Annotated in this window: 12 protein-coding genes and 1 pseudogene; 9 read left to right on the top strand and 4 right to left on the bottom strand. The window is 36.3% G+C overall.

From position 1 onward, the window contains the following. Nucleotides 1-49 precede the first annotated feature (49 nt). The 4 genes from HMPREF2728_RS02215 to HMPREF2728_RS02200 all read right to left on the bottom strand — a co-directional run bounded on the left by HMPREF2728_RS02215 (nt 50) and on the right by HMPREF2728_RS02200 (nt 4,864). Nucleotides 50-790 carry an amino acid ABC transporter ATP-binding protein gene (locus HMPREF2728_RS02215; protein ID WP_049503260.1) on the bottom strand — a complete coding sequence of 247 codons (741 nt, stop codon included), beginning with the start codon at nt 788-790 and terminating at the stop codon, nt 50-52. Next, entirely contained in the window at nt 790-2,964 is a 2,175-nt protein-coding gene (locus HMPREF2728_RS02210) for an ABC transporter substrate-binding protein/permease (protein ID WP_075226918.1), read from the bottom strand. Before HMPREF2728_RS02210 ends, HMPREF2728_RS02215 begins: the two co-directional genes overlap by 1 nt. A 170-nt stretch (nt 2,965-3,134) precedes the next feature. Next, on the bottom strand, nt 3,135-4,208 hold the full coding sequence (locus HMPREF2728_RS02205; RefSeq protein ID WP_075226917.1) for a sensor histidine kinase: 1,074 nt from the start codon (nt 4,206-4,208) through the stop codon (nt 3,135-3,137). Further along, nucleotides 4,193-4,864, bottom strand: a complete 672-nt coding sequence (locus tag HMPREF2728_RS02200; protein ID WP_075226916.1) for a response regulator transcription factor — start codon at nt 4,862-4,864, stop codon at nt 4,193-4,195. The genes HMPREF2728_RS02205 and HMPREF2728_RS02200 overlap by 16 nt, the downstream gene beginning before the upstream one ends. Nucleotides 4,865-5,032: 168 nt before the next feature. On the opposite strand from HMPREF2728_RS02200, the gene HMPREF2728_RS02195 reads away from it, so the two are divergent. The 9 genes and pseudogenes from HMPREF2728_RS02195 to HMPREF2728_RS02150 all read left to right on the top strand — a co-directional run bounded on the left by HMPREF2728_RS02195 (nt 5,033) and on the right by HMPREF2728_RS02150 (nt 12,742). Then, entirely contained in the window at nt 5,033-5,743 is a 711-nt protein-coding gene (locus HMPREF2728_RS02195) for an ABC transporter ATP-binding protein (protein ID WP_075226915.1), read from the top strand. A 1-nt stretch (nt 5,744) separates the two neighbouring features. Next, complete coding sequence (locus tag HMPREF2728_RS02190; RefSeq protein ID WP_075226914.1) at nt 5,745-6,578, top strand: hypothetical protein; 834 nt, start codon at nt 5,745-5,747, stop codon at nt 6,576-6,578. Further along, nucleotides 6,538-7,227 (top strand): hypothetical protein, encoded by a 690-nt coding sequence (locus tag HMPREF2728_RS02185; RefSeq protein ID WP_075226913.1) that lies wholly within the window; start codon nt 6,538-6,540, stop codon nt 7,225-7,227. The genes HMPREF2728_RS02190 and HMPREF2728_RS02185 overlap by 41 nt, the downstream gene beginning before the upstream one ends. Before the next feature lie 300 nt (nt 7,228-7,527). After that, nucleotides 7,528-9,516, top strand: a complete 1,989-nt coding sequence (gene uvrB, locus HMPREF2728_RS02180) for an excinuclease ABC subunit UvrB (protein WP_075226912.1) — start codon at nt 7,528-7,530, stop codon at nt 9,514-9,516. A 14-nt stretch (nt 9,517-9,530) separates the two neighbouring features. Then, nucleotides 9,531-10,027, top strand: a pseudogene (locus HMPREF2728_RS02175) (GNAT family N-acetyltransferase). 93 nt (nt 10,028-10,120) lie between these two features. Beyond that, entirely contained in the window at nt 10,121-10,747 is a 627-nt protein-coding gene (locus tag HMPREF2728_RS02170) for an NAD(P)H-dependent oxidoreductase (RefSeq protein ID WP_061863348.1), read from the top strand. Further along, nucleotides 10,744-11,295: a hypothetical protein gene (locus tag HMPREF2728_RS02165; protein ID WP_075226911.1), complete on the top strand. Its 552-nt coding sequence runs from the start codon at nt 10,744-10,746 to the stop codon at nt 11,293-11,295. Before HMPREF2728_RS02170 ends, HMPREF2728_RS02165 begins: the two co-directional genes overlap by 4 nt. After that, nucleotides 11,273-11,821 carry a hypothetical protein gene (locus HMPREF2728_RS10940; RefSeq protein WP_261674106.1) on the top strand — a complete coding sequence of 183 codons (549 nt, stop codon included), beginning with the start codon at nt 11,273-11,275 and terminating at the stop codon, nt 11,819-11,821. The genes HMPREF2728_RS02165 and HMPREF2728_RS10940 overlap by 23 nt, the downstream gene beginning before the upstream one ends. 486 nt (nt 11,822-12,307) lie before the next feature. Beyond that, nucleotides 12,308-12,742 carry a hypothetical protein gene (locus tag HMPREF2728_RS02150; protein ID WP_075226909.1) on the top strand — a complete coding sequence of 145 codons (435 nt, stop codon included), beginning with the start codon at nt 12,308-12,310 and terminating at the stop codon, nt 12,740-12,742. The last annotated feature ends 18 nt before the right edge of the window (nt 12,743-12,760 follow it).

Below are 12,760 nucleotides of genomic sequence, written 5' to 3'. Positions count from 1 at the left end.
CTGATACAATGCGTTTTTTTGATTATAAAGACTTTTAGCCCTATCTCTTCTAGGCGTTTAGAACCTTGTCTAAAAATTCTTTAAGACGCGGATGTTGTGGGTTATCAAAGATTTGGTCGGGTGTTCCGTCCTCGAGGAATTCACCGTCAGCAGTAAAGATCACACGATTGGCAACCTTGCGGGCGAATCCCATTTCGTGGGTTACGATAATCATAGTCATGCCTTGTTCAGCCAATTCCTTCATAACGTTAAGAACGTCGCCGACCATCTCAGGGTCAAGGGCAGAAGTTGGTTCGTCAAAGAGCATGATATCAGGGTTCATGGCTAGACCGCGAGCGATAGCCACACGTTGTTTTTGTCCACCTGATAAACTTTCAGGATTTGCATTAGCCTTATCAGCAAGTCCAACTTTTTCAAGGAGTTCCATTCCCAATTTTTCAGCTTCGGCTTTAGTCATCAACTTATGCTCCACTGGAGCGAAAGTGATATTTTCTAATACCGTCATGTGTGGGAAAAGATTGAAGTGCTGGAAAACCATTCCGACATTTTCACGAACGTGATCCACGTTGGTTGCTTTATCCGTCAAATCATAACCATTAACCGTGATATGACCTTTTGTACCTTCCTCGAGGAGATTCAAGCTACGCAAGAAAGTTGATTTACCTGAACCAGAAGGTCCAATGATACAAACAACATCTCCTTCGTAGAATTTTGCTGAGATTCCTTTAAGGACTTTGTTTTTTCCATATTGTTTATGTAAATTATCAACATCGATTTTTAATTTAGCCATTATTGAATCCTCTTTTCTAAGCGTTTTGCAAGTCTAGTTAGAAGAGTGATAATCACAAGATAGAAGACTGCAAGGATTGCATACATCTTGAAACTTTGGTAGTTACGTGCAATGATGATCTTACCAGTCTGGAAGAGTTCTACAAGACCAATTGCAGATACGATTGTTGTATCTTTCAAAGCGATTACAAATTGGTTGACAAAGTTTGGAAGCATGAGCTTGGTTGCTTGTGGCAAGACAATCTTACGCATGGTTTTTCCATAAGAAATACCAAGACTTCGACTGGCTTCCATTTGTCCAACAGGAACGGCCTTAATACCACCTCGAACGATTTCAGCAATATAGGCAGCTGAGTTTAGGGACAGGGCAATCGTACCAGCGACAAAGTCGTTGATTGGGCTTTGTTGGCCTGTAAGGGATTCGATAAAGTTTGGAATTCCCCAGAAGATGAAGGCGGCAAGAATCATTAGTGGAATTCCGCGAATCACATCAACAAAGATCTCTGATAGAAGGCGAAGTGATTTATAAGGACTCACGCTAAACATACCAAAGATAATCCCAATCACGATCGCAATCGCAAACGAAATCAAAGCTAGAGAAAGGGTAATTCCAAGTCCGCTTAAGAGTTGTTTGTAGTTGTTTTTCAACAAGCCCCAGATAGTAGTTTCGTCAACAGTTGTTGATTCACTTGTTGAATCAGTTGCAAGGTATTTATCAAGAATCTTTTGGAATTCACCACTTGCTTTAAGATTTGCAAGACCGTTGTTGAACATTTCAATCAATTCAGGATTGCTTCCCTTTTTAACTGCAAAAGCAGTTTCTCCGATTGGAGTACCTTCGATTGGTGTTTTTATTTTTTGACCTTGACTGATAGAGTATTTAAGAACTGGTTCGTCATCCATCACAGCGTCAATTGAACCAGTGTTGAGGCTGTCATACATTGATGCACCATCTGCAAAGGTTTTAATTTTATAACCATATTTGCTTTGATTTTCAGTTAGGAAGGTTTGAGAAGCAGTACCGTTTTTAACACCAACGGTTTTACCATTCAGATCTTCATAAGAAGAAATGGTACTTGATTCCTTAACTCCAAGAATAGTATTAGCTGTATAGTAAGAATCAGAGAAATCAAAGGTTTCTTTACGAGCGTCTGTAACAGACATACCAGCAATCATACCATCAGCTTGACCAGATTGAACTGCGTTAATAGCAGCGTCAAATCCTGGGTTGGTGATCTCAATCTCGAAACCTTGATCTTTGGCAATAGCTTTGATTAAGTCCATATCAATACCAGTGTACTGGTTGCTTGAGTTCTGGAAGACAAATGGTGCGAATGAAGAGTCACTAGCGATAACGTATTTTGATTTGACTGGAGTAGCTTTTTGACCTGCGCTTGTAGTTGAAGTGAGAGAAGTCACTTGTGAACTAGTTTTAGAAGAGTTTGTCCATTTATTGATAATCTGGTCCAAGCTACCATCTTTTTTCATCTGAGCTAAAGCTTCGTTAAATTCTGTTACTAGGTATTCGTACTTGCTACCTTTTTTTACACCGAAAGCAAAGCTTCCAACGGCTTCTCCGTCCATGTTGATACTAAGATCTTGCCCTTGGTTAATAGCGTACTCGATGACTGGTTTGTCATCCATGATGGCATTTACAGCACCTGTACTGAGACTGTTATTCATCAAATCGCCAGTATCAAAGGTTTTGATAGTGAAACCATATTTATCTTTGATACTTTCTAGGAAACGTTGTGCCGCAGTACCGTTTTTAACACCAACAGTTTTACCACTGAGTTCTTCATACTTAGTGATTTTGTTAGACTTAGTCGTTGCGATGACAACTTTTGTATCATAGTATGTATCAGACATGGTAAAGACGTTTTCACGTTCTTTGGTTTTTGTCATACCAGCCATGATCGCATCTGCTTGCCCTGCTTGGACCGCATTGACAGCAGCATCAAAGCCTGGATAAGACATTTGGATATTCCATCCTTTTATCTCAGCGACTTTATTGATGATGTCAACATCAATTCCTTTATAAGTCTGGTCTGTATCTTTAAACTCAAAGGGCGCATAAGCAGTATCACTAACAATCTTGATAGTGTCCGCATTAACATAGCCTAAAGAGAATAGGGGAAATAAAAATAATAAAAATGCAAGGATTTTTTTCTTCATGTTTAGTCTCCTTTTTAGAATATTTACCCAATTATAGCAGAAACTAAAAAAGTTGGCAAATATTTAGTGTTTTCATGTAAGAAGATGTAACATAAATTTTCTTGTGATACTGATTTTTTTGATGTGAAAATTAAAAGAAGCCGAACAAATATTGATGAGTTCGGTTTGTTCTATAAAATGGGAATGATTAGCTTGACTTGTGCACCATGATTACTATTTTCTAAGTGCATAGTTCCATTATGAAGTTTCATGACGCGTTTGACAAAAGATAAACCAAGTCCATAGTGACTTTGTTGAGAGGAGGTTCTTGCTTGGTCATCTTTATAGAAAAGATTTCCAGCATTTTGTAATATGTTTTTTGAAAAACTAGATTGGTTATTCCATATAGTTAGAACTAATTGACTATTTTCTTGTGAAATTGTTAGGTGGATTTGTGCATCATTTTCTTTTTGATGTTGTATAGCGTTGTTAATAATATTTGTGATTGCTCGGAAAAATAAATTGGAATGAATTGCAATTTGTGTCGATGGATTTATTGTGTTTGTATATACAAAGTGTGTATTTCTAGGGAGTAAAGGTGTGATATGTTCCTTTAATTGACGAGTTAATTGTTGAATTGATATCTTTTCAAGTTGAATATCTTGGTCATAAAAAGTTTTGGAGTATTGGATGAAGTGGTTGAAATAATCGTTTAACTGAATACTTGCTTGCTCCAGATCTTTTAGACATTCCATTACTTGGGGTGTTTGCTTGGTAGATTGTAGGAATTCAGCATTTCCTCTTATGACAGTTAGAGGAGTTCGAAGATCATGCGCAGCGCTAGATACTTGAAACATGAGTTCTTTTTTTTGTTCTTTTTCATTTTCAATTCTATTTTTTATATCAGATTGCATTTTTTCGATCAGATCATTTGTTTCAATAAATTCCTTAATCTGCAAATGGTGATTTTCATTTTTGTTGAAATATAGACCACTATGATAAACCATGTTCATTTCTTTTTGAATCTTGGTTAATAATTGTCGAATATTTGTTACAATGATAAGAATTAAAATGATGCAAAGATAAATCCAAGAACTGACGCTAAAAAATAAAGCAAAGATATTGGCATTTTTCTCATTGATTCCAGATACAGAAGATAGAAGAGCTGGAACTATGTAAAAAAGTATAAGACATAGAAGAAATTGCCAAATGATTGTAAGATAAGTACGCTTAATGAGTTGCTTGATTGTCATTTCTTTTGCCATTTGTATCCTCCTCCCCAAACCGTTTTGATTGGATCAATTTGATGAGCCTTAAATTTTTGTCTGATTTGATAGATGTATTCGGTGATTGACCGTATCTGTACATCAGAGCTTACAGGATAGAGGTAATCGTAAAGTTCCTCTGCGCTAAATATTCGGTTCTCATTTTTAGCTAAAAGATAAAGTAGATCAAATTCTCGCTTAGTTAGAGAAATGCTCTTTGATTGATAATAAACTTCTTGACTATCTCGATAAAAAGTTATATCTGAAATCAATTCTTCTTTAGAGGCAGGGTGAGATCTTTCCTCTCTACGAAGATGCATTTGAATTCTTGCAATCAATTCCTTAATGCTAAATGGTTTTGTGATGTAATCGTCTGCTCCAGCTTGTATCCCCTTTAGTAAATCTTCTTCAAAATTTTTAGCGGTTAGAAACAGGATTGGAGTAGTAATTTGTGAACGAATGGAGCGACAAATCTCTAAACCAGAAATAGGCATCATGACGTCAAGTAAAATCAGATCGAATCCAGTAAAGTCACAGATGTCGATTTCTTCTATATTTGACCGAGTTTCTACGTTAAAGTTGTTTGCTTCTAATGCATTCACTATTAATCGTAAGATTTTTTCATCATCATCAATTGCTAAAATTTTATACTTCATAGTTCCTCCAATTACTTGTGTATATTATAGCAAACATAAAAAGTAATTTGTTAGAAATGAAAAAATAATTATAAAAATGTTTATTCTGATTTTTTCCTGATATTCGCCTGATATACTTGCTCCAAGTGAAGGTGGGATTTCACAAAAAGTCAGAAGGGAAAAGGATGAATGATAACAATTCAAAATCTACATAAGGAATATAATAATAAAATTGTCCTGCAAAATGTAACTTTTAAAGCAGAGAAAGGTGAGGTAACTGGATTGATTGGACCAAATGGTTCTGGGAAATCGACTTTAATCAGAATTTTACTTGGTTTAGAAAATAGTCAAACAGGAATGGCATTGATCAATGGCAAAAAATACTCGCAATTGGGAGATAATCCTTTTTGTATTGTTGGATCATTCCTCGACAGTTGCCAACCTTATCCAACGAGAACAGGATTTCAGCATCTTCGGTGGATTGGCTTGGCTTGTGGTGTTGACAGAAATAGGTGCAAGGAATGTTTAGACTTGGTGGGGTTAAGTGAAGCTAGAAATAAAAAAGTAAAAGACTATTCATTAGGAATGAAGCAACGTCTTGGTTTAGCGACAGCCTTATTAGCAAATCCTGACATCTTAATTTTAGATGAACCAATCAATGGCCTAGATCCAGAAGGAATACGCTGGGTACGTAATTTTTTGCAGACTTTTGTCAATGAAGGTAAAACTGTATTAATGACAAGTCATTATATGAGTGAGTTAGAATTAACTGTAGATCATTTGGTTGGTATTTCTAATGGGAAGATTGTTATTGATGCTCCTACAAAAGATATTTTGAAACAGTTTGGTTCTTTTGAGGAAGCATATTTTAAGGCGCTCGAAGGGAAAGAAGGTGAATAATATGTTGAAGCGTTCCTTTTTTAGTGACCTTTATAAATATAGTAGTTTACCTACTTTTAAATTTACTTTTTTTCTTATTTTGGGAGTCAGCATATTTTTTACAATTCAAAATATTCAGGTGATAAACGCCTTAGTAGAAGGAAATGGACAGGCGATTAACCTTGACCCATCTATGTTATCATCGAATCCAGTCTATACAGTCAGGGATGCTCTCTTATCTTCACCCTACCAAGCTAGTGTTATTTTCTTGCCAATTCTGGTTTCACTTGTTTATTCAACCCATTATCAATTTGGTGATGATTATTTTACTCAGTTAATAATTCCTAACTGGAAAGTTCGACTTACTGGTTTTATTGCTAGTTCGATTGTCTTATCACTACTTTCTACTGTAATATTTTCGATAGTAAATGCTGTTGTTTTACTCATTTTTCTAGATTCTACTTTAAAGAACTATATAGAATTTACTTTGTTTTTAGATGTTACGGTAAGAGTTGTGATATTTGCGATTGTCCTCACTTTATTAGCTATATTTTTAGTAAGAGTCACAAAAAAATCCATTTCATCATTAATTGCAATCGTTTTATTATTAGTAATCACTCTATCAGGTATTCTAAGAGGACTTTCTTCTAACATAGAGAATCTATTACCTTTGATTGGAGCAAAGTCATTTGCTTTTGGCCGAGTTGAAGGGACTCAAACGAGCCAATTGTATGGATTTACTCTTTTAGTAGTGGAAGGAGTCGTATTCTTGGAATTAATAATTGTTGTAGAAATGATTCGAATGAGGAGGAAGAATGGCAAGAATATTTATCAGTCTTATCGTCAAAAAATATAGCTTAAAACCCGTAAAGTACCAGATAGCTATACAGTCAATTTTGGTAGGATTTGTGTGCCTACTAAGTGTGTTACCAGTTGCAATCAATGGTAGAATTGTAGAATTATCTTTAAAGCAAGCTCTTATTTTTGCATCAATGTTCTCTGTTGCTATTGGTTGTGTTAATGCATTTGTAGACTTACAATCACACGAAACAAAATTAGTTTATTTGGTGAGTGGAAAAAGGATCTTAAGTTCAATGAGTATCCTGTTCGTAGAGTTATTTGATGTGTTACTACAATCAACTTTATATTTCATTGTACTGCATATATGGTTTCATTTTTTAAGTAGCGAAAATGGTGTCGGTTTAGAAATTTTCAGTTTCTATTTGATTGGTTCCATCCAATACTTTTTAATTTCTTACTTTTTAAGTTATTTTTTCAAAAGTCCAATGGGGAGTTTAGCTATTTTGTTGCTATTTCCTATTTTGTTACAACCTTTCATAGAAAGAGTAGTGGAACCAATGACTAGTTATCTATTTTATAATATTGTTGCGGATACAATACTAGGGAGAGCTTCCTACCTGCAACTATGTGTTTATGCTCTTGAATTGGTGTTTTCACTTGGAGCAACTCTTTACCTTTTGATAAAGAATCAAGAAGTTAAGTAGTAAAGTGGTCTCATAAAAATGATGCTGATGAACAAGCTTTACTAATTCTGTAAGTCATTGACGTTGACGTTTATTACGTATTGTATTGTTTTAGAATAAAAGACAAGACTTTCGAAGTAATATCGAGAGTCTTGTTTGGTTTTCACTTCTATTATGAGTGCATTTAATTATTTTGTAATTTAAACATGTACTGATTTAATGGATTATTTTGTTACATCTTGTATTCCACTTTTATTCCCCAACTCAGAGAATTCTGGTGATTTATGGTAAAATAAGGTCTATATATGTGAGGACAAAGAGATGATCAATAGAATTACAGACAACAAATTTAAACTCGTATCTAAATACCAACCGTCTGGGGATCAACCGCAGGCTATTGAGCAGTTGGTAGATAACATTGAGGGTGGAGAAAAGGCCCAAATCCTGATGGGGGCGACTGGTACAGGAAAGACCTATACTATGAGTCAAGTGATTGCTCAAGTTAATAAACCGACCTTGGTAATCGCTCATAACAAGACGCTAGCAGGCCAGCTTTATGGAGAGTTTAAGGAATTTTTCCCAGAAAATGCAGTTGAGTACTTCGTATCTTACTATGATTATTACCAGCCGGAAGCTTATGTTCCATCGAGCGATACCTACATCGAAAAAGATAGTTCAGTCAACGATGAGATTGATAAACTTCGTCACTCCGCTACATCAGCGCTCTTGGAGCGTAACGATGTTATCATCGTAGCATCTGTATCTTGTATTTATGGTTTGGGTTCGCCTAAGGAATACTCTGATAGTGTCGTTAGTCTCCGTCCAGGTCTTGAAATTTCTCGTGATAAACTCTTGAATGACTTGGTTGATATTCAGTTCGAACGCAATGACATTGATTTTCAGCGTGGAAGATTCCGTGTGCGTGGGGATGTGGTGGAGATTTTCCCAGCCTCTCGTGATGAGCATGCCTTTCGCGTAGAGTTTTTCGGCGATGAGATCGATCGCATCCGTGAAGTCGAAGCTCTAACTGGTCAAGTTCTGGGCGAAGTGGATCATTTGGCTATTTTTCCAGCTACTCACTTTGTGACTAATGATGACCACATGGAAGTAGCTATTGCTAAGATCGAGGCCGAGTTGGAGGAGCAGTTAGCTATCTTTGAGAAAGAAGGCAAACTCCTTGAAGCTCAACGCTTGAAACAACGAACAGAATACGATATTGAGATGCTCCGTGAGATGGGCTATACAAACGGAGTTGAAAACTACTCACGCCACATGGATGGACGGAGCGAAGGAGAGCCACCTTATACGCTTCTCGACTTCTTCCCAGATGATTTCTTGATTATGATTGATGAGAGCCACATGACCATGGGGCAAATCAAGGGAATGTACAATGGTGACCGCTCGCGTAAGGAAATGTTGGTTAATTACGGTTTCCGTTTGCCGTCTGCCTTGGATAACCGTCCCCTTCGTCGTGAAGAGTTTGAAAGTCATGTTCACCAGATCGTCTATGTTTCAGCGACACCTGGTGATTATGAGATGGAACAAACGGACACCGTGATTGAGCAAATCATACGTCCGACAGGTCTCTTGGATCCAGAGGTGGAAGTGCGCCCAACCATGGGACAGATTGATGATTTGCTTGGTGAAATCAATGCCCGAGTTGAAAAGAACGAACGGACCTTTATTACAACCTTGACCAAGAAAATGGCAGAAGATTTGACTGACTATTTCAAGGAAATGGGCATCAAGGTTAAGTACATGCACTCGGATATCAAGACCTTAGAGCGGACAGAGATTATTCGAGATTTACGATTGGGAGTCTTTGATGTCTTAGTCGGGATTAATCTCCTTCGTGAAGGGATTGACGTACCTGAAGTAAGTTTAGTTGCCATTCTCGATGCTGACAAGGAAGGCTTCCTTCGTAATGAGCGTGGACTCATTCAGACCATTGGTCGTGCTGCCCGTAATAGTGAGGGTCACGTGATCATGTATGCTGATACTATGACTCAATCTATGCAAAAAGCCATCGATGAAACGGCCCGTCGTCGTCAGATTCAGATGGCTTATAATGAAGAACATGGTATCGTGCCACAGACTATTAAGAAGGAAATCCGTGATCTTATTTCTGTTACCAAAACTGTGGCTAAAGAAGAGGACAAGGAAGTCGATATTAATAGCCTCAATAAACAAGAACGTAAAGAATTGGTCAAGAAACTGGAAAAACAAATGCAAGAAGCCGTCGAAGTACTTGATTTCGAGTTGGCAGCACAAATTCGCGATATGATGTTGGAAGTCAAGGCGTTGGGTTAGATAGGATAAAGCGAATGAAAATTATCATTAAAACAATGGAAACACCTGAAGAGATAGAAGGGAAGTCCCTCGTTCATTGGCAAACATGGAGAGAGGCTTATGACGATCTTTTACCTGCGGAATTTCAGGAGACGATGACATTAGAAAGATGTCGATTCTTTAGTCAAAAATATCCAGAAAATACCTTGATTGCTATGGATGGAAAGCAGGTCGTTGGATTTATCAGCTATGGAAATTTTCGTGATGAAGCCATTCAAGCTGGTGAAATCATAGCCTTATATGTTTTAAAAGATTACTATGGAAAAGGTGTGAGTGAACAGTTAATGCATGCTGCATTTGTTGCTCTCGATCATTTCTCTGAAATTTATTTATGGTATTGAAAGATAATAAGCGATCCATTGCTTTCTATCAAAAAATGGGTTTTACTTTTGATGGCCAAGAACAAATACTTGAACTTGGAAAACCTGTTAAGGAATTGAGGATGGTGTGTTCTTCAAATAAAGATTCCTAAAGACGTATCTATCAATATTTGAACTATTATCAATTAATCGAGTATAAAGAGTGAAAGAGATAGAATGAAGCAAAGAGATGAAGGAGAGAACGAATGAAAATTTTAGTCATCAATGGGCACCCTGATAAGGAAAGTTACTGTCAAGCAATTTTTCAAACCATTGTAGAAAATATTGATTCAAGGCACCATGAGCTTGAAGTCATCAATCTTAATGAAGAGGACTTTGATCCTGTCCTTCGCTACGGCTATCGAAAACGTATGGAAGAAGATTCTTTTATACTTCGCTCTCAGGAGTTCATCCAATGGGCAGACCATTTTATCTTTGTTTATCCTATTTGGTGGAGTAGTATGCCTAGCCTCATGAAAGGTTGGATTGATCGGGTCTTTACACCGGGGATTGCTTACTCTGCTAATGATCAGGGGAGTTTTATCTGGAATTACCTTAGAGGCAAGCAGTTTAAAAAGTTATTAAAAGGGAAAACAGCCAGTATTTACGCAACCTCCATGGCGCCCACTTGGTGGTACAAAATCTTTTCGGGTCCTATCAACATTCCAGATAGCTATGGCATCTCTGTTTTGAAAAATGCGGTCTTGAATCACTGTGGAATTAAAACTAAGCGCGTGTGCGTACTAGGTGAAGTTGGACGGGATGTGAATACAGCAAGTATGCGTGAAGAGCATCTCCAAAAAGTAGCAGAAGAAGTTAAAAAACTATCATGAAGCAAAAAAGTAAGAGACAGAAAACATTAAAAAAACACCAGAAATCAAAGCGAAAGATTGGTCTACTGGACCGCATGAATCTGTGGTTTGTGCAACATTCAACAATTGCCTGGATTCTTGATGCAAGCGTTCTTTTGTTTTCTGCTCTAGGAATATTATATCTATTGTACGGAACAACCCTTATTCCAAGTCCCTATCGGGAACTGCATTATAGTTTTCCACTTTTTTTAAATCTTTTTGTATTGGTGAATGCATCTTATCATTCTTTCCTTCGTACCTTTAGGAAAGACTGGATTTCTTTGCGAAATTTTGCAAATATGTTTTTATATCTTAACGGAATTGCTTGTGTATTACAGTTAACGATTGGGATGACCTCTAAAAGAGGAAGAAGATTACTTCCGATATGGGCATTAGACTATCGCTATATCTGGTTTCCCCTCGTTACTTATTTCATTTTCTTTCTATTGCCTATTGTGACAATTATAATTTCCAAGCATATTGAAAAGAAAAAGGAGGAAGAAAATAATGGGGAAAATACATTCAAATAAAAGTAATTCAAATACAAAAAAGAATCGCCCAAGGAAAGAAAGTTTTCGGCTTTGGATGGATTCTCATAAATTATTAGGTTTCTTCTTGGTATTTGGTCTAATCTTAGGAATAGGGCTAGGTGTTACCCATGTTTTTAACCTCCTTCCTATTCCGTTGCCCTACAGAGATATCAACTATAGTTTTCCAATATATATAAATCTTTTTTGTCTGATGTATCGATTATTTGACTATTGGTTCCTAGACTTGTCTAGGACAAGGATGACAATAAAAAGATATGCAGATTTATTTATCTATCTTAATAGTATCGGTTTAATAGTTCATCTCTTTATTGGGATTGGTGGGAAAAATAGTAAAGGAATTTTGCCTTCTCTCTTATCCCTAGATCACCGCTACATCTGGTTTCCAATTGCAACTTATCTGATCTTTTTCAGTTTGGCATCTATTATAACTCTAGTAATGAATTATATTGAAAAGAAAAGAGGACAAAAGGAAATGGGGAAAATTCATTCAAATGAAAAATCATAAAAGAAAATTAAAAAGGAAAAAGAAATTATCCAGGGTAGAGAAATTCAATCTGTGGTTAGAATCTCACAAGCTATTGGCCTTCTTAGTGGATTTTACAGTTTACCTAGTCTTAGTAATAGTAAGTATTGTTTTAAGTCAATTTATCCCCCTTCCAAGTCATTATAAACATATGGACTACATGTTTCCGCTTTTTCTTAATATATTCTTTATATTCGGTAGGATGTACGCTTATTATTTGCGAGAAATTTGTTCAACTAAGAAAAATTTTAAAGATTATCTGGAACCGTTTCTTTATATCAATAGTTTCTTTTTTATAATTCACTTGACAATGAGAATTAGAACACGGACTCACAAAGTTTTGCCTTCTCTCTTATCCCTAGATCACCGCTACATCTGGTTTCCAATTGCAACTTATCTGATCTTTTTCAGTTTGGCATCTATTATAACTCTAGTAATGAAGTATATTGAAAAGAAAAGGAGTCAATCATGATAAAACATCTAACTATATTTAGGGTAATTTACCTTCTGTTCCTGGTATTCGCCTTGATTCATTTTATCTTAGGATTGTTTGGCTTAGCTTTTACCCCAGTTTTGTGGAATATCTGGTTTTTTGGTCTCTGTTTAACCCTATTTATCCATCCATGGACCATCTTTTATAAAACAAGAATCTTTCAATGGCATCATTTGATTTTTCAAGCTCTTAGTGGATTCTTTGCGCTCTTGATCTGGTTCATGACATTTTTCATTTTATCCACGGTTCCAGATTCATCTATGCCTATCAATTTAGACTACTATGTGATTAGGGAAAAAAATGAAATCAGAATCATCAGAGGATTCTTACTCCATGAAATTCATGAATATCATGACTTAGTTAATCCTTTGATTATGAAATCTAAAGTTAAGTATGTAGAAAAAAATTAAACATTAGAAAGCGAGTAA

This window comes from Streptococcus sp. HMSC061D10, from assembly GCF_001808865.1.
In the GTDB taxonomy this organism is placed as follows: domain Bacteria; phylum Bacillota; class Bacilli; order Lactobacillales; family Streptococcaceae; genus Streptococcus.
The sequence above is the reverse complement of the archived record's forward strand: the minus strand, read 5'-3'. Positions and strand labels throughout refer to the sequence as shown.

Bases quoted from the DNA above. Each gene is read 5' to 3' on its own strand.
- HMPREF2728_RS02170 (WP_061863348.1), top strand. From the start codon at position 10,121: ATGAAAATTTTAGTCATCAATGGGCACCCTGATAAGGAAAGTTACTGT.
- HMPREF2728_RS10940 (WP_261674106.1), top strand. From the start codon at position 11,273: ATGGGGAAAATACATTCAAATAAAAGTAATTCAAATACAAAAAAGAAT.
- HMPREF2728_RS02185 (WP_075226913.1), top strand. From the start codon at position 6,538: ATGGCAAGAATATTTATCAGTCTTATCGTCAAAAAATATAGCTTAAAA.
- HMPREF2728_RS02215 (WP_049503260.1), bottom strand. From the start codon at position 790: ATGGCTAAATTAAAAATCGATGTTGATAATTTACATAAACAATATGGA.
- HMPREF2728_RS02165 (WP_075226911.1), top strand. From the start codon at position 10,744: ATGAAGCAAAAAAGTAAGAGACAGAAAACATTAAAAAAACACCAGAAA.
- HMPREF2728_RS02200 (WP_075226916.1), bottom strand. From the start codon at position 4,864: ATGAAGTATAAAATTTTAGCAATTGATGATGATGAAAAAATCTTACGA.
- uvrB (WP_075226912.1), top strand. From the start codon at position 7,528: ATGATCAATAGAATTACAGACAACAAATTTAAACTCGTATCTAAATAC.
- HMPREF2728_RS02210 (WP_075226918.1), bottom strand. From the start codon at position 2,964: ATGAAGAAAAAAATCCTTGCATTTTTATTATTTTTATTTCCCCTATTC.
- HMPREF2728_RS02190 (WP_075226914.1), top strand. From the start codon at position 5,745: ATGTTGAAGCGTTCCTTTTTTAGTGACCTTTATAAATATAGTAGTTTA.
- HMPREF2728_RS02150 (WP_075226909.1), top strand. From the start codon at position 12,308: ATGATAAAACATCTAACTATATTTAGGGTAATTTACCTTCTGTTCCTG.
- HMPREF2728_RS02195 (WP_075226915.1), top strand. From the start codon at position 5,033: ATGATAACAATTCAAAATCTACATAAGGAATATAATAATAAAATTGTC.
- HMPREF2728_RS02205 (WP_075226917.1), bottom strand. From the start codon at position 4,208: ATGGCAAAAGAAATGACAATCAAGCAACTCATTAAGCGTACTTATCTT.